13 protein-coding genes are annotated in these 20,809 nt (G+C 64.6%); 11 read left to right on the forward strand and 2 right to left on the reverse strand.

The annotated features are described in order from the left end of the window. The first annotated feature begins 66 nt into the window (after nt 1–66). From sodB to pcaF, 4 genes are all read left to right on the forward strand, one after another. Entirely contained in the window at nt 67–645 is a 579-nt protein-coding gene (sodB, locus tag AC3WMU_RS02280; protein ID WP_006227881.1) for a superoxide dismutase [Fe], read from the forward strand. 283 nt (nt 646–928) lie between these two features. Beyond that, nucleotides 929–2,635, forward strand: coding sequence for a methyl-accepting chemotaxis protein (locus AC3WMU_RS02285; protein WP_492281741.1), 1,707 nt, complete (start codon nt 929–931; stop codon nt 2,633–2,635). A gap of 116 nt (nt 2,636–2,751) precedes the next feature. Beyond that, nucleotides 2,752–4,179 carry a chloride channel protein gene (locus AC3WMU_RS02290; protein ID WP_492281742.1) on the forward strand — a complete coding sequence of 476 codons (1,428 nt, stop codon included), beginning with the start codon at nt 2,752–2,754 and terminating at the stop codon, nt 4,177–4,179. Nucleotides 4,180–4,341: 162 nt separating this feature from the next. Then, a complete protein-coding gene (pcaF, locus tag AC3WMU_RS02295) occupies nt 4,342–5,547 on the forward strand; it encodes a 3-oxoadipyl-CoA thiolase (protein ID WP_088590008.1) in 1,206 nt (401 codons plus the stop codon). A 114-nt stretch (nt 5,548–5,661) separates the two neighbouring features. On the opposite strand, the gene AC3WMU_RS02300 is transcribed toward pcaF, so the two are convergent. Continuing rightward, a complete protein-coding gene (locus AC3WMU_RS02300; RefSeq protein WP_492281743.1) occupies nt 5,662–6,174 on the reverse strand; it encodes a DUF192 domain-containing protein in 513 nt (170 codons plus the stop codon). 94 nt (nt 6,175–6,268) lie between these two features. After that, on the reverse strand, nt 6,269–6,514 hold the full coding sequence (locus AC3WMU_RS02305; protein ID WP_006220277.1) for a cold-shock protein: 246 nt from the start codon (nt 6,512–6,514) through the stop codon (nt 6,269–6,271). A 226-nt stretch (nt 6,515–6,740) separates the two neighbouring features. Here AC3WMU_RS02305 and clpS point away from each other — a divergent pair, with 226 nt between their 5' ends. The 7 genes from clpS (at nt 6,741) to AC3WMU_RS02340 (ending at nt 20,731) form a co-directional block, all read left to right on the forward strand. Continuing rightward, a complete protein-coding gene (clpS, locus tag AC3WMU_RS02310; RefSeq protein WP_006220276.1) occupies nt 6,741–7,055 on the forward strand; it encodes an ATP-dependent Clp protease adapter ClpS in 315 nt (104 codons plus the stop codon). Between the two features lie 153 nt (nt 7,056–7,208). Next, nucleotides 7,209–12,434, forward strand: coding sequence for an alpha-2-macroglobulin family protein (locus tag AC3WMU_RS02315; RefSeq protein WP_492281744.1), 5,226 nt, complete (start codon nt 7,209–7,211; stop codon nt 12,432–12,434). Further along, nucleotides 12,431–14,650: a penicillin-binding protein 1C gene (gene pbpC, locus AC3WMU_RS02320; RefSeq protein WP_390882136.1), complete on the forward strand. Its 2,220-nt coding sequence runs from the start codon at nt 12,431–12,433 to the stop codon at nt 14,648–14,650. The genes AC3WMU_RS02315 and pbpC overlap by 4 nt, the downstream gene beginning before the upstream one ends. Before the next feature lie 55 nt (nt 14,651–14,705). Next, entirely contained in the window at nt 14,706–17,018 is a 2,313-nt protein-coding gene (clpA, locus tag AC3WMU_RS02325) for an ATP-dependent Clp protease ATP-binding subunit ClpA (RefSeq protein WP_006227890.1), read from the forward strand. Then, a complete protein-coding gene (locus AC3WMU_RS02330; protein WP_488703868.1) occupies nt 17,018–18,367 on the forward strand; it encodes a paraquat-inducible protein A in 1,350 nt (449 codons plus the stop codon). Before clpA ends, AC3WMU_RS02330 begins: the two co-directional genes overlap by 1 nt. Before the next feature lie 43 nt (nt 18,368–18,410). Beyond that, the gene (locus AC3WMU_RS02335) at nt 18,411–20,081 is read left to right on the forward strand and encodes a PqiB family protein (RefSeq protein ID WP_488703867.1); all 1,671 of its coding nucleotides are present in this window, start codon (nt 18,411–18,413) and stop codon (nt 20,079–20,081) included. 5 nt (nt 20,082–20,086) lie between these two features. Next, nucleotides 20,087–20,731, forward strand: coding sequence for a PqiC family protein (locus AC3WMU_RS02340; RefSeq protein WP_492281745.1), 645 nt, complete (start codon nt 20,087–20,089; stop codon nt 20,729–20,731). Nucleotides 20,732–20,809 lie beyond the last annotated feature (78 nt).

The raw sequence follows: 20,809 nt of genomic DNA on the forward strand, positions 1-20,809 counted from the left end.
GTATCCTCATTAGTTGCCGATACAATTGACCGGCTTGATCGTGCACTCAACAGAAGGAACCAACACATGGCACATACTCTTCCCCCCCTGCCTTACGAACTGGACGCGCTGGCTCCGCACATCTCCAAGGAAACGCTGGAGTTCCACTACGGTAAGCATCACCAGACGTACGTCACGAACCTGAACAACCTGATCCCGGGTACGGAATTCGAAACGCTGTCGCTGGAAGACATCGTGAAGAAATCCTCGGGTGGCATTTTCAACAACGCCGCTCAGATCTGGAACCACACGTTCTACTGGAACAGCCTGGCCCCCAAGGCCGGCGGCGCACCCTCGGGCAAGCTGGCTGACGCCATCAACGCCAAGTGGGGCAGCTTCGACGCTTTCAAGGAAGCATTCAACAAGTCGGCAGCCGGCAACTTCGGTTCGGGCTGGACCTGGCTGGTCAAGAAGGCTGACGGTTCGGTCGACATCGTCAACACCAGCAACGCCGCCACCCCGCTGACCACGGCCGACAAGCCGCTGCTCACCTGTGATGTCTGGGAACACGCGTACTACATCGACTACCGCAACGCGCGTCCCAAGTACCTGGAAAACTTCTGGGCGCTGGTGAACTGGGAGTTCGCCGCCAAGAACTTTGCCTGATAGGCAAGGTTGCCAGATCCCGCGGCGCTTGCGCCGCGGCGCATGAAGAAACCCCTCGCATTGCCGAGGGGTTTTTCTTTTTTTCGTTCAGAAAGAATTCAGCTTACAAAACCCTGTCGATTGTCGAATTCATTGTGGGGAAATGACAAGAAAACACCCTTTTCTTTAGGGTTATCCCTAGAAACCCGGGCCGCTATTGTTGCCAGCAGTCTGCGGCTGAACCACGGCGCCGATGATCGCGGCTTGCCCGCCATAAACCGGGGTATCTACAGGGAAGGGAAGCATGTTGCGGTTATTTTCGGGCTTGCGCATTGGGGCGCGCCTGTCGGGCGCGTTTTTGCTTGTCGCCGTGATCGGCGGCGCGATCGGGGCCTTTGGCGTGTGGGGGCTGTCACGCATCAATGAATTGAACGACCGGCTTTACGACACCGAGTTGCGGGGCATCTCGGATATGAAGGAAGCCAATATCAACCTGATCTACGCGGGCCGCGCCCGTAGCGGCTATCTGGCCGCCTCAAGCGACCAGGACCGCCAGGCGTTGAAGAAGCAGTTCGACGACGCCGTCAAGAACATGGACGCGCTGCGCGAGAAGGCCGCCGCCAATTTCCATGCGGAAGAGGGCAAGCGCCTGCTGGCCCAGTTCGCGGAAACCGAACAGGTCTGGAAGCGCGAGTCGGCGGCGTTCTTTGCCGCCGCGCAGTCGCAGTCGTTGACCCAGGCGGATCCGCGCGTTGCGGAAATCGAGAAGCGGGTGATCGTGTCGTCCCAGAAGCTGGACGACCTGATGACCGATCTGTCGGTGAGCAAGGAGAAGGTCGCCGCGCAATCCGTGCAGGAAGGCACGGACCTGTACGACACGGTGCGCGCGGTCATGATCGCGCTGGCCGTGGCCGGCGTGGCCATCGGCATGCTGCTGGGCTGGCTCGTCACGCGCGGCATCGTGCGCCCGCTGGAACAGGCGGTCAAGGCGGCGCGCCAAGTCGCCGCCGGCGATTTGACGACCGACATCCAGGTATCCACCCGCGACGAGACGGGCGACCTGATGGGGGCGCTCAAGGCCATGAACGAAAGCCTGGCACGCATCGTCGCGGATGTGCGTGACGGGTGCGAAAGCATCGCTTCGGCGTCCTCGCAGATTGCGCAAGGCAACTCCGACCTGTCGCAGCGTACGGAAGAGCAGGCCTCGTCGCTGGAAGAGACCGCCGCGTCGATGGAAGAGCTGACCAGCACCGTGCAGCAAAACGCCAACAACGCCAGTGAAGCGGACCGCCTGGTCAGCCAGGCCTCCACGGTGGCAGTGCGCGGCGGCGAAGTGGTCGAAGGCGTGGTGCAGACCATGAGCGCCATTTCCGACAGTTCGCGCCGCATCGCCGATATCACAGGCGTGATCGACGGCATTGCGTTCCAAACCAACATCCTGGCGCTCAACGCCGCGGTGGAAGCGGCCCGCGCCGGCGAGCAAGGCCGCGGCTTTGCCGTGGTGGCAGGTGAAGTGCGCACGCTGGCGCAGCGTTCGGCCGTGGCGGCCAAGGAGATCAAGGCTTTGATCGACGAATCCGTCACACGCGTCGAAGGCGGCACGCGTCAGGTCGACGAAGCCGGCCGCACCATGCGCGAAGTGGTCGACAGCGTGCGCCAGGTCGCCGTCCTGGTGCGTGAAATCGCCAGCGCGTCGGAAGAACAGTCCTCGGGTATCGGGCAAGTGAACCAGGCCGTGGCGCAGATGGACACCGTGACGCAGCAGAATGCGGCGCTGGTGGAGGAGGCTGCGGCGGCCGCCGCCAGCATGCAGGAGCAGGCCTCCCATCTGGCGCAGGAAGTGCGCCGCTTCAAGGTGGACGCCAGCAGCGGCTCCGCCCGCCAGGCGCAAGCCCGGCTGGTGCAGGCCGTGCCGGCCGTGGCGAAGAAGCCCGCGGCATCCACGGCGCGTGCGGGTCAGGCTCGTCCGGCGTTGGCGCACGCGACCGACGACGACTGGTCGACGTTCTAAGTCCGTTGTCCAGAACGGCGGCGAGGGTTACGCCGCTGGTTGCAGGTTCGGATTGTGGGCTGCGGGTCAGGTGGGAATGGTAAGGTTAGCCACCTTCCGCCGCCTGCCAGCAGCCCATGAGCCTGACTGATTCGTTTCGCCGGATTTCCGCCGGCACCCGTCGCCTGATGCGCCGCAAAGTGCGCCAAATCAACCGCTTGTCGCGTAAGAGCCTGCAAATGCTCTTGTTGCTGGGCGGCGCGGGCCTGGTGGCCCTGATGTCGCTGGGCTTTGCCTATCTGGCCGACAAGGCGTTGGACTGGAATCGCGAATGGGTCGGCCATAGCGGCTGGCTCGCCTTGCTGGTGCTGCCGTTCAGTCTGGCCGGCTTGCGCTGGCTGACGCTGCGCTTCGCGCCCAACGCCTCGGGTAGCGGCATTCCACAAGTGATCGGCGCGCTGTCCTTGCCGCCTGGCCCCAGCCAAAGCAGCCTGGTGTCGCTGGCGCAGACCCTTTGGAAGATCCCGCTGGCTTTTTTCGGCATGCTGGCCGGCGCATCGATCGGCCGGGAAGGGCCGTCGGTACAAGTGGGCGCCGCGCTCATGCTGGCCTGGGGCGACTTCTGGAAGCGGCGCGGCGTGCAGTTGCGCGGCTTTCATTCCAACGAGCTGATCGCCGCCGGCGCCGCAGGCGGCCTGGCCGCTGCCTTCAATGCGCCGCTTGCCGGCGTCATTTTCGCCATCGAGGAACTGGGCCGGGGCACCGTGCTGCGCTGGCAGCGCCTGGTGTTGATCGGCGTGCTGGCCGCCGGCTTTCTGGTGGTCGCGGTGCAGGGCAACAACCCGTACTTCGGCGTATTCGGCGGGGCGCCGCTGGCGCACGGCATGGTGATGTGGATCATCGTCTGCGGCACGATTAACGGCGCGCTGGGCGGAATCTTCGCTCGCTTGCTGGGCAAGGGCGCGGCGGGCTCGGCGCCAGCGGCCTGGCGCGCCTGGATACGGGCGCACCCGATCTGGACGGCCTTCATCATGGGGCTGATCCTGGCCGTGATCGGCCTATGCACCGCCGGCTCGGTCTACGGCACGGGTTACGGCGTGGCGGCTGACCTGCTGTCGGGCCATGATACGGCGCCCGCCGGCTTCGGCCTGGCCAAGCTGGCGGCTACCGTGGCCTCGTACTGGGCGGGCATCCCCGGCGGCATCTTCACGCCGGCCCTGACGACTGGCGCCGGGATCGGCCAGCACATCTGGGAGTTGGCGGGCGACGGCGTGGACCAGCGCGTGCTGGTGCTGGTGTCGATGGCCGCCTTTCTGGCCGCCGCCACCCAGGCGCCGCTGACGGCCAGCGTGGTGGTCATGGAAATGACCGGTAGCCAGCCCATGCTGTTCTGGCTGCTGGTGGGGTCGCTGCTGGCCTCGGGCGTGTCACGCCAGTTCTGCCCGCAACCCTTCTATCATCTGGCGGCGGGGCGCTTCCGCCGGCAGGCGATCCTGGACGCGGGGCGCGCGGCAAAAATTGAGACGGCAGCCGGCCCGGCAGGGGCCAAATCCTCCTCGCCGTGACCTCCATGCACGCAAATCGTGCGTGCGCGGCGCACTATCAGGGTGAACACCTACTGGACATTGTCCGTGTGGCGGACATGATCACCTTGCACCAACTTGGCGCGAAATGCGCTGCGTTAACATCGGGCGATCCCGTTTTTCCCACTTCACTCCGAGCTTCTCATGACCGTGAATGCCTTTATTTGTGATGCGATCCGCACCCCCTTCGGCCGCTACGGCGGTGCGCTGGCGCCCGTGCGCCCTGACGATCTGGCTGCCGTCGCCATCAAGGCGCTGGTGGCGCGCAACCCCGGCGTGCGCTGGGAAGAGCTGGATGACGCGATCATGGGTTGCGCGAACCAGGCCGGCGAAGACAACCGCAACGTCGCCCGCATGGCGACCCTGCTTGCCGGCCTGCCGATCGAAGTGCCCGGCGCTACTGTCAACCGCCTGTGCGGTTCGGGCCTGGACGCCATCGGCACCGCTGCCCGCGCCATCCGCGCCGGCGAAGCCGGCCTGATGCTGGCTGGCGGCGTGGAAAGCATGAGCCGCGCGCCGTTCGTCATGGGCAAGGCCGACAGCGCGTTCTCGCGCAATGCCGCCATCTTTGACACGACCATCGGCTGGCGCTTCATCAACAAGCTGATGAAGGCGCAATACGGCGTGGACTCGATGCCCGAGACCGCCGAAAACGTCGCCGACGATTTCAAGATCAGCCGCGAAGACCAGGACTTGTTCGCGCTGGCCAGCCAGCAGAAGACGGCCCGTGCGCAAAAGGAAGGCGTGTTCGACGCTGAAATCGTGCCGGTGTCGATCGCCCAGAAAAAGGGCGATGCCATCATCGTCGCCAAGGACGAACACCCGCGTGAAACCAGCCTCGAATCGCTGGCCAAGCTGAAAGGCGTGGTCCGTGAAGGCGGCACCGTCACGGCGGGCAACGCGTCCGGCGTGAACGACGGCGCCGCTGCGCTGTTGCTGGCCGACGAAAAGGCTGCTGCCCGCCACGGCCTGACCCCGCGCGCCCGCGTGGTCGGCATGGCCACCGCCGGCGTCGCGCCGCGCATCATGGGTATCGGCCCGGCCCCCGCCACGCTGAAGGTGCTGGCCCAGACTGGCCTGACGCTGGACCAGATGGACGTGATCGAACTGAACGAAGCCTTTGCCGCTCAGGGTCTGGCCGTGCTGCGCCAGTTGGGCATTGCCGACAATGATCCGCGCGTGAACCCCAACGGCGGTGCGATCGCCCTGGGTCATCCGCTGGGCGCCAGCGGCGCACGTCTGGCCACCACCGCGATCAACCAGCTGCACCGTACCGGCGGCCGCTATGCGTTGTGCACGATGTGCATCGGCGTGGGCCAGGGCATTGCGCTGATCATCGAGCGCGTCTGACGCGCGAAGTGTTGTTTTTTCCCGCCGTTTTTCCACGGCGGGAATGACAAGGGAGCCCCGCGGGGCTCCCTTGTTGCATCCGGAAGGGGTGTTGCCGCCCCGGGGGCACGCCCCTCAGGGCAGGCCGTCGATTTTCCGCCCCGCCTTGACGCCGTGCTGGTCAAACCAGCCTTGGGCCATTTCCAGGGCGTAGCGGACGGGCTTTTTCGAGCAGTGCGGGTCTTCGGTCTGCGGGGCCATGTCGTCGATGTTGACGATCGTGCCGTCGTCGGCGATAAAGGCTATCGAGAGCGGCAGCAGCGTGTTGCGCATCCAGAAGCATTGCACGTCGGGCTGTTCGAATACGAACAGCATGCCGTCGTTGCCGGGCAGTTCCTTGCGGAACATGAGCCCGTCGCGGCGCGTGGCATCCGTATTGGCGACTTCTGCGCGGATAATATGGATACCCGCCGAAAGCTGAGTGGTCGGCAGCGTCGGCTGCGGGCCGGTCTGGGCATAGGCGCTGGCGCTCAATGTGAGCGCGGCGGCGGCCAATGCAGCGGATAACGCTCTCACCGGTGCTGATTTAAAGAACGCTGTCTTAAACAACGTGCGACTGACAGGGAACAACACAGCATTCTTCAGCATGGCCTGACGTAGTAATAGTGAAAATAACAAGGCGGGGCTCGAAAGCCCCGCCTGAATTAATGGCGCAACCTTACCGTTGCACTGTAAGGGTAACTCAGGCAGCCGTGATATTAAGTGCCTGTTTGCCTTTGGGCCCCTGGATAATTTCGAAGGCCACTTTCTGGCCTTCTTTCAGGGTTTTAAAACCATTCATCTGGATGGACGAAAAGTGGGCGAACAGATCTTCACCGCCGTCGTCGGGCGTAATGAAGCCGAACCCCTTTGCATCGTTGAACCATTTGACGGTGCCCGTCGATTTGGGATTGTCCCCTTGGACGGCGGTTGCGGTCGTATCAGACATGCGGACTGCCTCATTGAATCGTATGTTGACAGAAGGGCATCGCGGTCAAGACCCCTGTCCCCCCTCCGGCTTCCTGGCAGATTTTCGATGAGTTGAAAACCCCAGAATGCGCTGATAATGCGCCGCTTTTCTTCGTGTCGTCAAGTATGGAAACTACGTATTTCTGCGTGTAATTTTGCGTAAGTTACACGTTAGGCGTCCCCAGTTTAAATAGAATAGCCGCCCTATGAGTTCTACCTTGGATACCCAGCATGATTTGGCCGTCGAGAAGGCACCGGCACGCGCCGCGCCGCCTCCGATGTACCAGGTCCTGTTGCTCAATGACGACTACACGCCGATGGAGTTCGTCGTGAAAGTCCTGCAAAAATTCTTCAATAAGAACCACGAAGAGGCAACGCGGATCATGCTTCAGGTGCATCACGAAGGGCGCGGGGTTTGCGGGGTGTATCCCCGTGACCTCGCGGCGACGCGCATTGCCCAGGTCGGGCAGTATGCGCGGGCACGTCAGCACCCGCTGCAGTGCGTGATGGAACCGGTCTAATAACCAAGAGAAGACGCCGCCAGCGATGGCGGCGTTGTGCTGTCCGTCATTTGCAGGAAAGTAGTATCCGCGTACCGGGAAGCACGCGGACAAGTTGGTCGGCAGCTCCGCCGCAAAGGAGCATTGAATTTGAGTAAGGCGGAGGGGTTTGCCGTGAGTGGAAAGATCAGCAAGACATGGCTGGCGGTAGCCGGCGTTGTGGTTTTGGCAGGGGCCATCGGCGCGGGCTGGTGGATGGGCAAGGACCGCCAAGCGGCCGCGCCTTCACCCGTACCCGCCGCAACCTCTCCGGCGGCGAATACGCCAGCTGCGGCTTCCGGCGATGGCAAACCGGCGCTGCCGGCCAGCGCGGTGGTCGGGGCGGCTGACCCCTTCGCGGCACTGACCTGCCAGCCGCGTCAATATAACGACACGCTGTCGCTCTCCGTCACGTTCACGCAACCCGTGGACGGCAAGGCAAACCTGGATAGCTTCCTTCAGGTGACCGACATCGGTTCCACGTCCGGCAAGGACGACCAGGACAGCGAATCCGCCGCGTCCCCGAACGACCAGCCGGCTTCTGTGAAGCCGGGCGACGCCGCGCCCAAGGGCAAGATCGTCAAGGGCAACTGGGTCGTGGGCGAGAATCCGCGGATGGTGTATTTCCCGTACATCCAGCCGCAGCGCAAGTATGCGATCACGGTGCGTTCGGGTCTGCCCGGCGTGGGCGACAAGGTCGTGCTGGCCGAATCGTCGAACTGCGAGGTCGATACCCAGGCCATGCCGCCGTCGTTCTACTTCGCCAGCCGCGGCGTTGTGCTGCCGGCCGGCCAGAATGGCGGCCTGCCCGTGGCGACGGTCAATGTGTCCGAAGTGGACGTGCAGTTCCTGCGCGTGGCCCCGGACCGTGTGCCGGAGCTGTTCGAAACCGTTCTGGGCATCGGCCGCAACACCGCTGCCGAGTCCAACGATGAAGAAGGCGGCTACGACGAAGAAGACGGCTGGCGCTATTCGGACAACCGCAGCCTGAAGGGCTCGGTCAGCAACTGGGACCTGGACCGCCTGAATTCGCTGACGACCAGCGTCTATCAAGGCCGTTTCCTGACAGACGACAAGCCCAACCGCCGCCATGTGACGTTCCTGCCGGTCGAAGGCGTGAAGGAACTGCAAGAGCCCGGCATCTACATCGCGGTCATGAGCCAGCCCGGCCGTTTCCGCTACGAATACCAGGTCACGTATTTCTACGTGAGCGACATCGGCCTGCATGCGCGCCGCTACAGCGATCGCATCGAAGCCTATTCCGTGTCGTTGAAGACGGGCCAGGCCATTTCGGGCGCCACGTTTGAATTGGTGGACGGCGCCGGCAAGTCGCTGGCCAAGGCCGCCGCCGATTCGCAGGGCCATGTCCGTTTCGAAGGCAGCTTCACCAATGCGCGCGTCATCCGCGCGTCGCGCGACAAGGAAATGACCGTTCTGGCGCTGGCCGAGCCCGCTCTGGATCTGTCGGAATTCGACACGGGCGGCCATACCTCGCGCCCGAACAACCTGTTCGTCTACGCGGGCCGCAATCTATACCGCCCCGGCGAAACGTTCAACGTGTCGGTGCTGCCGCGCGACCTGGACGGCCGCGTGCTGACCCCCGCGCCGCTCACCGCCACGATCAAGCGCCCTGACGGCCGCGTGGTGCAGACCACCTTGTGGCAGCCCAAGAAAGATCTGGTGGGTTACGTAGAACGTTCGATCGAGCTGCCGCTGGATGCGCAGACCGGTTCGTGGCTGCTTGAGCTGCGGGTGGATCCCGCCTCGCGCGCGCCGGACGCGTCGTGGAAGTTCCAGGTCGAAGAATTCCTGCCCGAGCGCATGAAGATGGCGCTGACCTCCGAACAGGAAGTGCTGTCGGTCGGCGACGACCTGACGGTCGACGTGCAGGGCGACTACCTGTACGGGGCGCCGGCCGCCGGCAATCGGCTGTTGTCGACCTTCCAGGTCAAGCGCGACCGCTTTGCGTTGGCCCAGCAATGGCCGGGCTTCATCTTCGGTGACGTGGCTGACGATTCGCGCCGCTCGTTCGGCGAACTGCCGGAAGCGGCGCTGGATGACAAGGGCTATGCGCAGCTGGAAGTGCCTTCCAGCACCGCCGGCACGCATTCGCCCATGAAGCTGCGGGTATCGGCCAGTCTGCTGGAATCCGGCGGCCGTCCGGTGGTGCGTTCCATCGAACGCAGCGTCTGGCCCGCCGACAAGCTGATCGGCGTGCGTCCGCAATTCGACAGTGACGTGGCCCGCGAAGGCGCGCCCGCCACGTTTGAAGTGATCCGCGCAAACGCCCAAGGCAAGCTCGAACCGCTGGCCCAGGCCCAGATGCGCCTGTTCCGCGAAGAGCGCCAGTACTACTGGCGTTTCGATGACCAGCGCGGCTGGAACAGCGGCTATACCGAAACCGACGAACTGCTCGATTCGCGCGAGATCGCGCTGACCGACCGCACCCAACTGACCGTGCCGGTCAAGTGGGGCCGTTATCGCCTGGAACTGACCGACCCGGAAACGGGCGAGACGATGCGTTACCGCTTCTATGCGGGCTGGAACGCGCAGGACGCCGATGCGATGGGCAACCGTCCGGACCGCGTCCAGATGAAGCTTGAAGGCGTGCCGGCCAAGCCGGGTGACACCGTCAAGGTGACGCTGACCCCGCCGCATGACGGCCAGGCCCTGGTGACGGTCGAAGGCGACCGCATGCTGTGGTCCACCTGGGTTGCCGTGAAGGCGACGGGCACCCAAGTCGAAATCCCAATCAGCAAGGACTGGAAGCGTCACGACCTGTACGTGGCTGCCGCCGTGTTCCGCCCGGGCAGCGAAGGCGACCGCGTGACCCCGGCGCGTGCGCTGGGCCTGGCGTTCCTGCCGATCGCCAGCGCCGACCGCAAACTGGACGTCAAGCTGACCGCGCCGCCCAAGGCCGTGCCGGAAAACAAGACGACCGTGCGCGTCAAGGTGGACGGCGCTCATGGCAAGCAGGCCACGGTGACCCTGTCGGCCGTGGACGTCGGGATCCTGAACATCAACCAATACGCCACGCCCGATCCGCTGGACTTCTTCTTCGGCAAGCACCGTTACGCGCCCGAATTGCTGGACATGTACGGCAAGCTGATCGAAAAGATGGACGGCACCAAGGGCAAGTTGAAGTGGGGCGGTGACGCCGCCATGCGCGGCGACAGCAAGAGCCTGCCGAAGAAGGTCAAGCTGGTCGACCTGTTCTCGGGCCCGGTAACGCTGAACGCGCAGGGCGAAGCGGACATTCCGCTGGACCTGCCTGATTTCAACGGCACGCTGCGCCTGATGGCCGTGGCCTTCACGGCCGACAACTACGGCAGCACCGACACCGAAATGGTGGTGGCGGCGCCGATCGTGGCGGAACTGAACACCCCGCGTTTCATCACCCCGGGCGACCAGGCGGCGATTGCGCTGGATGTGACCAACCTGAGCGGCGCCGAACAGAAGATCACGGTCAAGCTGGAAGCGCTGGACCCCCTGGCGATTCCGGATGGCGTGCGCACGTTGACGCTGAAGGACAAGCAACGCACGACCCTGCGCTTTAACGCTACCACCACCGGCTCGTACGGTTTGGGCCTGATGCGCCTGACCGTCGACGGCCAGGGGGGCGGCAAGCCCGTGCATATCGTGCGCGAATCCGTCTTGCAGGTGCAGCCGGCCTATGCGGGCGAACGCCAGGTGCGCCGCCTGCGCCTGAACCCGGGCGAGTCGAACACGCCGCAGGCGTCGTGGGTGTCTTCGTACTATCCGGATTCGGCCTTGATCAGCATGACGGTGTCGAACCGTCCGCCGTTCAACGTCAACCGCCTGGTCGAAGGCCTGCTTGCCTATCCGTACGGGTGCACCGAGCAGACCATCAGCCGTGCCTTGCCGTGGGTGCTGATCGACGAAGACGTCGCCAAGCAGTTCGGCCTGAAGCCGCGCTCGCAGACGGAGCGCGCCACCCAGGTCTCGGGCGCGATCGCCCGCCTGTCGGGCATGCGCAACGCCGTGGGTTCCTACAACCTGTGGAGCGGGTCGACGTCCCGCGACGTCTGGCTGACGGCTTATGCCGTGGGCTTCCTGCAAGATGCGCGCGACAAGGGCTTCGAAGTGCCGGAAGCCACGCTGGACCGTTCGCGCCAGTGGCTGCTGGAGCAAGTGCAGCAGACGTCGAACAGCTTCGGCACCTGGTCCGTGAACCTGCGCCGCAACGTCGAGGCAGGCCGCATCGACGGCAACGACGCCAACATCCTGCGTGAAGACCATCGCCGTTTCGCCGGCCTGGCGACTGCAGTGCTGGCGTTGGCCCGCGACAAGAAGGCGCCGTTGTCGACGGTCCGCCAACTGTTCGACAACTACCAGGAACGCGCGCGTTCGCCGCTGCCGCTGATCCAGCTGGCCGCCGCATTCAAGCTGATGGGTGACGAAGGGCGCATGAAGTCCGCGCTGGACGCCGCCATGACGCGCGAGTACGGGTTCCCGCGCCGCAACTACAACGCCTATTACGACGAATGGCTGGGCGACTACGGCAGCAGCGTGCGTGATTACTCGCTGGCGTATGCGCTGGCCAACCAGTACGGCTTGAAGCACGAGCGCCTGGAAAACCTGCTGACGCAGTTGACCGCCCGCCTGGGCAACCGCTCGTACCTGTCGACGCAGGAACGGATGTCGCTGTTGCTGGCCGCGCGTGCGATCGGCGGCGACAAGGGCACTCCGTGGGAAGCCTCGCTGACGGTCAACGGCGCGCACAAGCCGCTGGATGGCGGCAAGAGCGACCAGACGGTGGCGCTGTCGGCCGCGGACCTGGCCAATACGCAACTGGTCAACACCGGTTCGCAATCGCTGTTTGTCGAGTACGACATCCAGGGCAGCCCGACGGTTGCGCCCAAGCCGCGCAATGACGTGATTCAGTTGAAGCGCGGCTGGTACCGTCCGGACGGCAAGCCGTGGGATGGCGGCACGCTGCAGACCGGCGACATGCTGGTGGTGTGGCTGCAGGCATCGGCCAACCAGAGCATCCCCGATGCCCTGATCGAGGACCGCGTGCCCGCGGGCTTCGAAGTCGAGAACCTGAACCTGTCGCAAAGCCCCGAGATGCAGGAATGGACGATTGGCGGACGCCGCGTGGCCGAAGCCATGTCCGATTCCAACATCAAGCATCGCGAGTTCCGAGACGACCGTTACGTGGCCGCCGTGTCTCTCGGCCGCGGCAAGGTGGACGTGTTTTATCTGGTGCGCGTCGTGACGCCGGGCCGCTTCGCGGTGCCGTCGACGGTGGCCGAGGATATGTACCGTCCGGAAATCCGTGGCGTGGGTGAGCAGTGGAGCACGGTCGACATCCGCGATCGCGGCGCCAAGCGTCCTTGACCGCCGCCGCCACCCCCGCGACGGGCGCCCAGCGCGCCCGTCGCTGGCGGCGGCGCGGCATCATCGCGGCCAGCGTGTTGTTTGCGCTGGCCGCGTTGTTATTCGTGCTGGACCGCCTGTATCCGCTTCCCGCCATCGACTCCGGCGGGGCGGCGGTTGTCGTCGCCGCCGACGGCACGCCGCTGCGCAACTACCCCAGCCGCGACGGGATCTGGCGTTATCCGGTCAAGCCGGACCAGGTGTCGCCCAGCTATCTGGATACCTTGCTGACCTATGAGGACCGCTGGTTCTACTGGCACCCCGGGGTGAATCCGGTCGCGCTGGCGCGCGCGGGTTGGCAATGGGCCACCAACCGGCGCATCGTGTCGGGCGGGTCCACGTTGACCATGCAGGTCGCACGCCTGATCGATCCGCAACTGGCAGGTAAGCCGTCGCGGTCGATGTCCGCGAAATTGCGCCAGGCGTGGCGCGCCGTGCAGCTGGAAATGCACTACAGCAAGGACGAAATCCTGTCCTTGTATCTGACGCATGCGCCAATGGGCGGCATTGTGGAAGGCGTGGAGATGGGGTCGCGCCTGTGGTTGGGCAAGCCTGCCCGCGACCTGAGCCCGGCCGAAGCCGCCATGCTGACCGCCTTGCCCCAGGCGCCGTCGCGCCTGCGCCCAGACCGCCATCCCGAGGCGGCGCAGACGGCCCGCGACAAGGTGCTAGACCGCATGGCCGAATTGGGCCGGTGGACGCCGGCGGAAGTCGCCGACGCCAAGATCGAAACCGTGATCGCGCCGCCGTTGCGGGCGCGCTGGCTGGCGCCGCTGGCCGCTCAGCGCCTGTTGCAGGAAGCGGGCGGCAAGTCCGCCAAGCGCCGGCCGGGCGAGCGCCCGCCGCTGGTTGCTTCCACGCTGGACGCCGACATGCAGGCTGCGGTGGAACGTATGTTGCTGGACCGCGTCGACGGCCTGCCGCCCAAGGTGTCGATGGCGGTGCTGGTCATGGACAACGATACGCTTGAGGTCAAGGCCTACGCCGGATCCGCCGATTTTTCCGACGATACCCGTTACGCCCATGTGGATATGGTGCGCGGCGTGCGTTCGCCGGGTTCTACTCTGAAGCCGTTTTTGTATGCGCAGGCGCTGGATGAAGGCTTGATCCATTCCGAAAGCCTGCTGATCGACGCGCCGATGTCGTTCGGCGGCTACGCGCCGGGTAATTTCCAGGCGGCGTTTTCCGGGCCGATCAGCGTGTCGCAGGCGCTGCAGCGGTCGTTGAACGTGCCGGCCGTGGACCTGCTGGACCGCGTCGGCCCCGTCAGTTTCGCCTCGGTTATGCTGGCTGGCGGGGTCCGGTTACGTTTGCCCGCCGGTGCCGAACCGAATTTGAGCTTGATTTTGGGCGGGGGTGGCACCACATTGGAAGAACTGGTCGGCGCTTATCGGGCGTTGGCCCGGGGCGGGATCTCCGGCCGGCCGCGTTTGCGCGCGGAGCAGCCGCGGATCGAGTCCCGTATGATGAGTGCTGGAGCCGCCTGGATCGTCCGCGATATTCTGGAAGGCGGGGGGCATCCCGACCGGCCTTTCTACCAGTCGGGTAGCCCGGCCCGGCGGCTGGCCTGGAAAACCGGGACCAGCTTCGGCTTTCGGGACGCCTGGGCGATCGGGGTGACCGACAGATGGACGCTTGGCGTCTGGGTCGGCAGGCCGGATGGCACACCGAACCCCGGGTTTTTCGGGGCGAATGTGGCGGCACCGCTACTGCAGGACATTGTGCAGGCGTTGCCGGAAGGGGTGCAGCAGGTGCGTAGCCGGCCCGAAACGGTGCAGGCGGCAGTCACGTGCTGGCCCTTGGGTTACAGACTGGGCAGCGTGCCCTCGGGGGAATGCCCCGAACAGCGCGCGGCCTGGCTGCTGAATGATACGGCGCCGCCGTCTTTTGCCGGCTACGCCGACGCCACGCAGGGGCCATTGCGCCTGGGCGGCGTGGCCAAGGGATCGGTGCTGCGGCCCGTGCCCGGAAGTCGGCAGGTGGCGCTGGATGTGGATGTGCAGGGCGCTGAAGGCGAAGTATGGTGGATGCTTGATGGGCGCGTGGTGAATCACGGCGCGTCGAGTCATCCGTTTAAATTGGTGCTGGCGCAAGACGGCCGGTATACGCTTACCGTCATGGACACACAAGGCCGTCACGACAGCGTGGTTTTTGAAATCGCTGGCGTTACGCCATGATCGGCATAGAATATGAATCGTGTATTTGACCGCTTCGATGCAATACGGAGGAAGCGTGATTTCTCAAGAGCTTGAAGTCAGCCTGCATATGGCTTTCGTCGAGGCCCGTTCGGCCCGGCACGAATTTATTACCGTCGAGCACCTGCTGTTGGCACTGCTCGATAACGCTTCGGCAGTCGAGGTCCTTCGCGCTTGCGCGGCGAACCTGGACGACTTGCGCCGCAACCTGCGTCAGTTCGTCTCGGAGAACACGCCCGTGATCCCGAGCGGCGCCGAGGTCGACACGCAGCCGACGCTGGGCTTCCAGCGCGTGATCCAGCGCGCAATCATGCATGTTTCCGCAGGCGGCACCGGCAAGAAACCGGTCACCGGCGCAAACGTGCTGGTGGCCATTTTTGGCGAAAAGGACTCCCATGCTGTGTATTACCTGCAACAGCAGGGCGTGACACGGCTGGATGTGGTCAATTTCCTGTCGCATGGCATTACCAAACAGCCCCAGGTGGAGTCCGCCGCCGTGCAGAAAGAGCAGCAGACCAATGGTGAAGAGCAGGGCGAATCGCGTCAGTCGCCGCTGGATCAGTACGCCACCGACCTGAACGCCGCTGCGCTGGCGGGCCGCATCGATCCCCTGATCGGACGCGAGCACGAAGTCGAGCGCGTGATCCAGGTGTTGTGCCGCCGCCGCAAGAACAACCCGCTGCTGGTCGGCGAGGCCGGCGTGGGCAAGACCGCCATCGCCGAAGGCCTGGCGTGGCGCATCACGCGCGGCGAAGTGCCCGAAATCCTGCAGGCCGCCCAGGTCTTTTCGCTGGACATGGGCGCGTTGCTGGCCGGCACCAAGTACCGCGGCGATTTCGAACAGCGTCTGAAGGGCGTGCTCAAGCAGATCCGCGGCAACCCCGATGCGATCCTGTTCATCGACGAAATCCATACGCTGATCGGCGCCGGTTCGGCCTCGGGCGGCACGCTGGATGCGTCCAACCTGTTGAAGCCCGCTTTGTCATCCGGGCAGCTCAAGTGCATTGGCGCCACCACGTATACGGAGTATCGCGGCGTGTTCGAAAAGGACCACGCGCTGTCGCGCCGGTTCCAGAAGATCGATGTGCCCGAACCCAGCGTCGAGCAGACCGTGCAGATCCTGCGCGGGCTCAAGAGCCGCTTCGAAGAACACCACAGCGTGCGCTATTCGGCTGCCGCCTTGTCGGCCGCCGCCGAGTTGTCCGCGCGCTTCATCAATGACCGTCACCTGCCCGACAAGGCCATCGACGTGATCGACGAGGCCGGCGCGGCACAGCGCCTGCTGCCGCGTTCGCGCCAGAAGAAGGTGATCGGCAAGGTGGACATCGAGAACATTGTCTCCAAGATCGCCCGTATTCCGCCGCAGTCCGTCTCCAACGACGACCGCAGCAAGCTGGCGACGCTGGACCGCGACCTGAAGACGGTCGTGTTCGGCCAGGACGGCGCCATCGATGCGCTGGCTGCCGCCATCAAGATGGCGCGCTCGGGTCTGGGCAAGCCGGAAAAGCCGATCGGCGCATTCCTGCTGTCGGGTCCCACGGGCGTGGGCAAGACCGAAGTGGCACGCCAACTGGCGTTCACGCTGGGTGTCGAGCTGCTGCGTTTCGACATGTCGGAATACATGGAACGCCATGCGGTGTCGCGCCTGATCGGTGCGCCGCCGGGATACGTGGGGTTCGACCAGGGCGGCCTCTTGACCGAAGCCATCACGAAGCAGCCGCATTGCGTGCTGCTGCTGGATGAAATCGAAAAGGCGCATCCGGATGTGTTCAACATCCTGCTGCAGGTCATGGACCACGGCACGCTGACCGATAACAACGGCCGCAAGGCGGACTTCCGCAACGTCATCCTGATCATGACGACGAATGCGGGCGCCGAAACCTTGAATCGCCCGTCGATCGGGTTTGCCAATTCGCGGATGCTGGGCGACGAAATGGCGGAAATTCGCCGCATGTTCACGCCGGAATTCCGCAACCGCCTTGATGCGATCATTCCGTTTGCCGCGTTGGACCGCGAGGTCATCCTGCGCGTGGTGGACAAGTTCCTCATGCAACTGGAAGACCAGCTGCATGAGCGCCGCGTGGAAGCCGTGTTCACCACGAAACTGCGCGAACACCTTGCCAAGGAGGGGTTCGATCCGCTCATGGGCGCACGTCCCATGCAACGTCTCATCCAGGACACCATCCGCCGCGCGCTGGCCGACGAACTGCTGTTCGGCAAGCTGGTCGACGGGGGGTCGGTCACGGTCGACCTGGACGATGCGGGCAAGGTGACGCTGGACTTCGACGACAGCGGCAAGCCGCCTTCGTCGGATGCGCCGGACAAGCAGGAAGTCGAACTGATCGATTGATGACCGCGGACCGCCAGCCGCTGATCGAGTGCGAACATTGCGCAAGCGTTTATCGCCGACATCAGCTTGAACCTGGCGAGACTGCCAATTGCGCCCGCTGCGGAGCCATACTCTGGCGCTACAGCGGGCTTACTTTGTCCAATTGGCTGGCCCTCGCCATCTCTGCCCTGATCATCTTCGGGGTGGCCAACGCCTACCCGGTCGCTTCCATGTCCGTTCAGGGCATGGTGCAGCAGGCGTCGTTGCTGGACGCCATTTCCATCACCTGGCGCCAGGGCCATTGGGTGGTCGCCATCATGACCGGCCTGGCTGGTTTTGCGCTGCCGCTCCTGCAATTGACGGTGCTGCTCTGGGTGCTGGGCCCCTTGTCGCAAGGGCGCGAACCCGCGGGATTCCGGGGCGCAATGCGTCTGCTGGGCGTGCTGCGGCCCTGGTGCATGGTGCCCGTGTTCCTGTTGGGCGTGCTGGTGGCGGTGGTGAAGCTGGCCGGCATGGCCGCGGTGTCACCCGGCATCGGGCTGGGCGCCTTCGGCGTGCTGACCATCTTCCTGACGATGCTGGGGCGCCTGTCGCCGCATGTGCTGTGGCGTTTCGCGGAATCCGCAGGCGTCGCACCCGTCCATATCCCCGAAAGCAGCCCTGACACGGTGCTGGCCGGCTGCCATGTCTGCGGGCAGGTCCAGGCCCTGCCGCGCGACGCGGACCCCGAAGAAGAACACCATTGCGTGCGCTGCGAAGCCGTCGTGCATTACCGCAAGCCGGACCACCTGGCCCGCACCTGGGCGCTGCTGCTGGCGGCGGTCGTCTTCTACATTCCCGCCAACGTGCTGCCCGTCATGCAGGTCAGTTCCGTGCTGGGCGACAGCGCCCACACCATCCTGGGCGGCGTGGTGGAGCTCTGGCAGATGGGGTCCTGGGACATCGCGCTGATCGTCTTCATCGCCAGCGTGGCCGTGCCGCTGACCAAGCTGCTGGCGCTGATCCTGCTGCTGCTGACCGAGCAATGGCGCAGCACCACCAATCTGCGGCCGCGTACCCGCTTGTATCAAATGGTCGAGTTCATCGGCCAATGGTCGATGCTGGACGTTTTTGTCGTTATATTGCTGGCGGCGCTGGCCGATTTTCAGGGACTGATGGAAATCAGCGCCGGCGCGGGCGCCGCGGCCTTTGGCGTGGTGGTGATCCTGACCATGTTGGCGGCCATGAGCTTCGATCTGCGACGCAGTTGGGATCTGGCAGGCGAAAGCGAGATCGATATGCCTGAGGTCGAGGGCCGGACCCGCCCCGAGCAAGCGCCGCAGACCCCGCCGTCTCACGTGGCACCTGTAACAAGCAAAGAAGTGGGCTAGCAACACCCGTGGTTCGCCGCTTAAGAAGAAAAAAGGAAAATTGATGTCCGACCAAGCTCCTGGATCCGGTGACGAAAAGAAGTACCAATCGCCGACCATCTCGCGCAAGCAAAAGAGCCGGATTTCATGGATCTGGCTGGTGCCGATCGTGGCGGCGCTGATGGGCATATCGCTGGTCGTGCGCACGTGGATGCAGGCCGGCCCGGACATCTCCATTTCATTCAATACGGCCGAAGGGCTGGAAGTGGGCAAGACCCAGCTGCGCTACAAGGACGTGAACATCGGCACGGTGAAGTCCATCGGCTTCAACAGCGACCGCAGCAAGGTGGTCGTGCAGGCCGAACTGGCCAAGGAAGTGGCGGACCTGGCGCGCGAAGGCACCAATTTCTGGGTGGTCCGGCCGCGGCTGGATGTCAGCGGGGTGTCGGGCCTGGGCACGTTGTTGTCGGGCGCCTACATCGGCGTGGACGCGGTCGAGGGCAAGAACGGATCCAGCAGCAAGGCCACCAAGCTCAACTTCGAAGGGCTGGAGATTCCGCCGGCGGTCACGCATGACCGCGCCGGCAAGCGCTTCATGCTCAAGGCCTCGGATCTGGGTTCGCTGGACATCGGGTCACCCGTCTACTTCCGCCGCATCAATGTGGGCCGCGTGATCGGCTATGCGCTGGACAAGACGGGCGGCGCCGTGAATGTCGAAGTGTTTGTGGATGCGCCCAACGACAAGTTCGTGACCAACGGCACGCGCTTCTGGAATGCCAGCGGCGTGGACTTCAGCGTGAATGCAGACGGCCTGAAGGTGCGCACGCAGTCGCTGGTGTCCATGGCGGTGGGCGGCGTGGCGTTCGAGCCCGTCCAGAGTGCGCGCGACGGCACCTCGCCGGCACCTGCCGATGCCCATTTCGACCTGTATCCCACCGAGTCGGCCGCCAAGGCCAACCCGGACGGCGAGGCCTTCCCGATCCGCATGCGTTTTGACCAATCGATCCGCGGCTTGGCGGTGGGCGCGCCGATCGACTTCAGCGGCATTACGCTGGGCAACGTGACGCAGATCAACCTGGACTTCGATCCGGTCTCCAAGCGCTTCTATTCGCTGGTGGACGCGACGCTGTACCCGGAACGCCTGGGCCGCGTGTACGAAGAAGTGCGCGACCGGGCAGTGAAGGACGGCGACGTGGCCGGCACCCGCCTGCTGGGCGTGATGATCAAGCACGGCCTGCGCGCACAGTTGCGCACGTCGAACCTGCTGACGGGCCAGCTGTACGTGGTGCTGGATGATTTCCCGAATGCCAAGCCGGTGGATTTCAAGCCGTCCGACCCGGCGATCATTCCGACCATCCCGGGCAACCTGGATCAGTTGCAGCAGCAGGTCAGCAATATCGTCGCCAAGATCGAGAAGATTCCGTTCGACAAGATTGGCGAAGACCTGCGGACGACGCTGGCCAGCACGTCCAAGCTGATGAACCGCCTGGACAAGCAGGTGGCGCCGGAAGCGCAGAGCATGCTGAAGCAGGCCAAGGAGTCCATGGCGAACATCAATGCCATGCTGGCCTCGGACGCGTCCCTGCCGGTCAATACCGAAAAGGCGATGCAGGAGCTGAGCCGCGCGGCGCGTTCACTGCGCGCACTGGCTGACTTCCTGCAATCGAACCCCGAAGCCTTGCTGCGTGGCCGCGGCAATGATCCGATTCCCGGCGCAGGCCCTGTCAGGAACTGAAGAACATGACTATTTCCTCGATGCGTACCGTCCTGTCCCTGCTGGTTGCGGGCGCTGCCCTGGCGGGCTGCGGCTCGTCGCCACCGGTGCACTACTACACGCTGCAAGGGCCGGCGGCCCCGGCGTCGGCGGCGGCTGCACCGGCGGCCTTCCTGATCGAAGTCCAGCCCGTCAGCCTGTCGACGCAGGCCGATCAGCCGCAGTTGATGGTGCGCACCGGCGACGGCAGTGTGTCGGCGTTGTATTCCGAACGCTGGAGTTCGCCGCTGGGCGACGAGCTGCGCGGCGCGCTATCCGATGCGTTGAAGCGGGAGCTGGGCGCGCTGGATGTGCAGATGGTCAAGCCCGGCCCCGGCGCCGCGGTGTGGCGGGTGCAGACCGACGTGCAGCGCTTTGAACTGGTCTCCGGCAGCATGGCGCAGTTGGATGCCACCTGGCGCGTACGCCCGGTCAACATGAAGGGCACGGGCCTGATTTGCCGCAGCGTGGTCACGGAGAACGTTTCGGAAGCCGGCGTGCCGGCGTTGATCGCCGCCCAGCAGCGCGCGGTGGTCAGCCTGGCTGGCGCCATGGCCTCGGCCATGCGTGGGCAGACCCCGGCAGGCTCGGGTTCGGTGCAAATGCTGGGTTGCTCAGCCTTGGAGGACTGAGAAAGCCGCGTGATCTCAAGTGGTTAACCTAGGGTTAACCTTAATACAAACACGGTTGCAACCTGTCTAGCATACGGT

This window comes from Achromobacter sp. FW305-C-13, from assembly GCF_058783475.1.

Coding starts and splice junctions, on each gene's coding strand:
- sodB (WP_006227881.1), top strand. CDS start 67: ATGGCACATACTCTTCCCCCCCTGCCTTACGAACTGGACGCGCTGGCT.
- AC3WMU_RS02285 (WP_492281741.1), top strand. CDS start 929: ATGTTGCGGTTATTTTCGGGCTTGCGCATTGGGGCGCGCCTGTCGGGC.
- AC3WMU_RS02290 (WP_492281742.1), top strand. CDS start 2,752: ATGAGCCTGACTGATTCGTTTCGCCGGATTTCCGCCGGCACCCGTCGC.
- pcaF (WP_088590008.1), top strand. CDS start 4,342: ATGACCGTGAATGCCTTTATTTGTGATGCGATCCGCACCCCCTTCGGC.
- AC3WMU_RS02300 (WP_492281743.1), bottom strand. CDS start 6,174: ATGCTGAAGAATGCTGTGTTGTTCCCTGTCAGTCGCACGTTGTTTAAG.
- AC3WMU_RS02305 (WP_006220277.1), bottom strand. CDS start 6,514: ATGTCTGATACGACCGCAACCGCCGTCCAAGGGGACAATCCCAAATCG.
- clpS (WP_006220276.1), top strand. CDS start 6,741: ATGAGTTCTACCTTGGATACCCAGCATGATTTGGCCGTCGAGAAGGCA.
- AC3WMU_RS02330 (WP_488703868.1), top strand. CDS start 17,018: ATGACCGCGGACCGCCAGCCGCTGATCGAGTGCGAACATTGCGCAAGC.
- AC3WMU_RS02335 (WP_488703867.1), top strand. CDS start 18,411: ATGTCCGACCAAGCTCCTGGATCCGGTGACGAAAAGAAGTACCAATCG.
- AC3WMU_RS02340 (WP_492281745.1), top strand. CDS start 20,087: ATGACTATTTCCTCGATGCGTACCGTCCTGTCCCTGCTGGTTGCGGGC.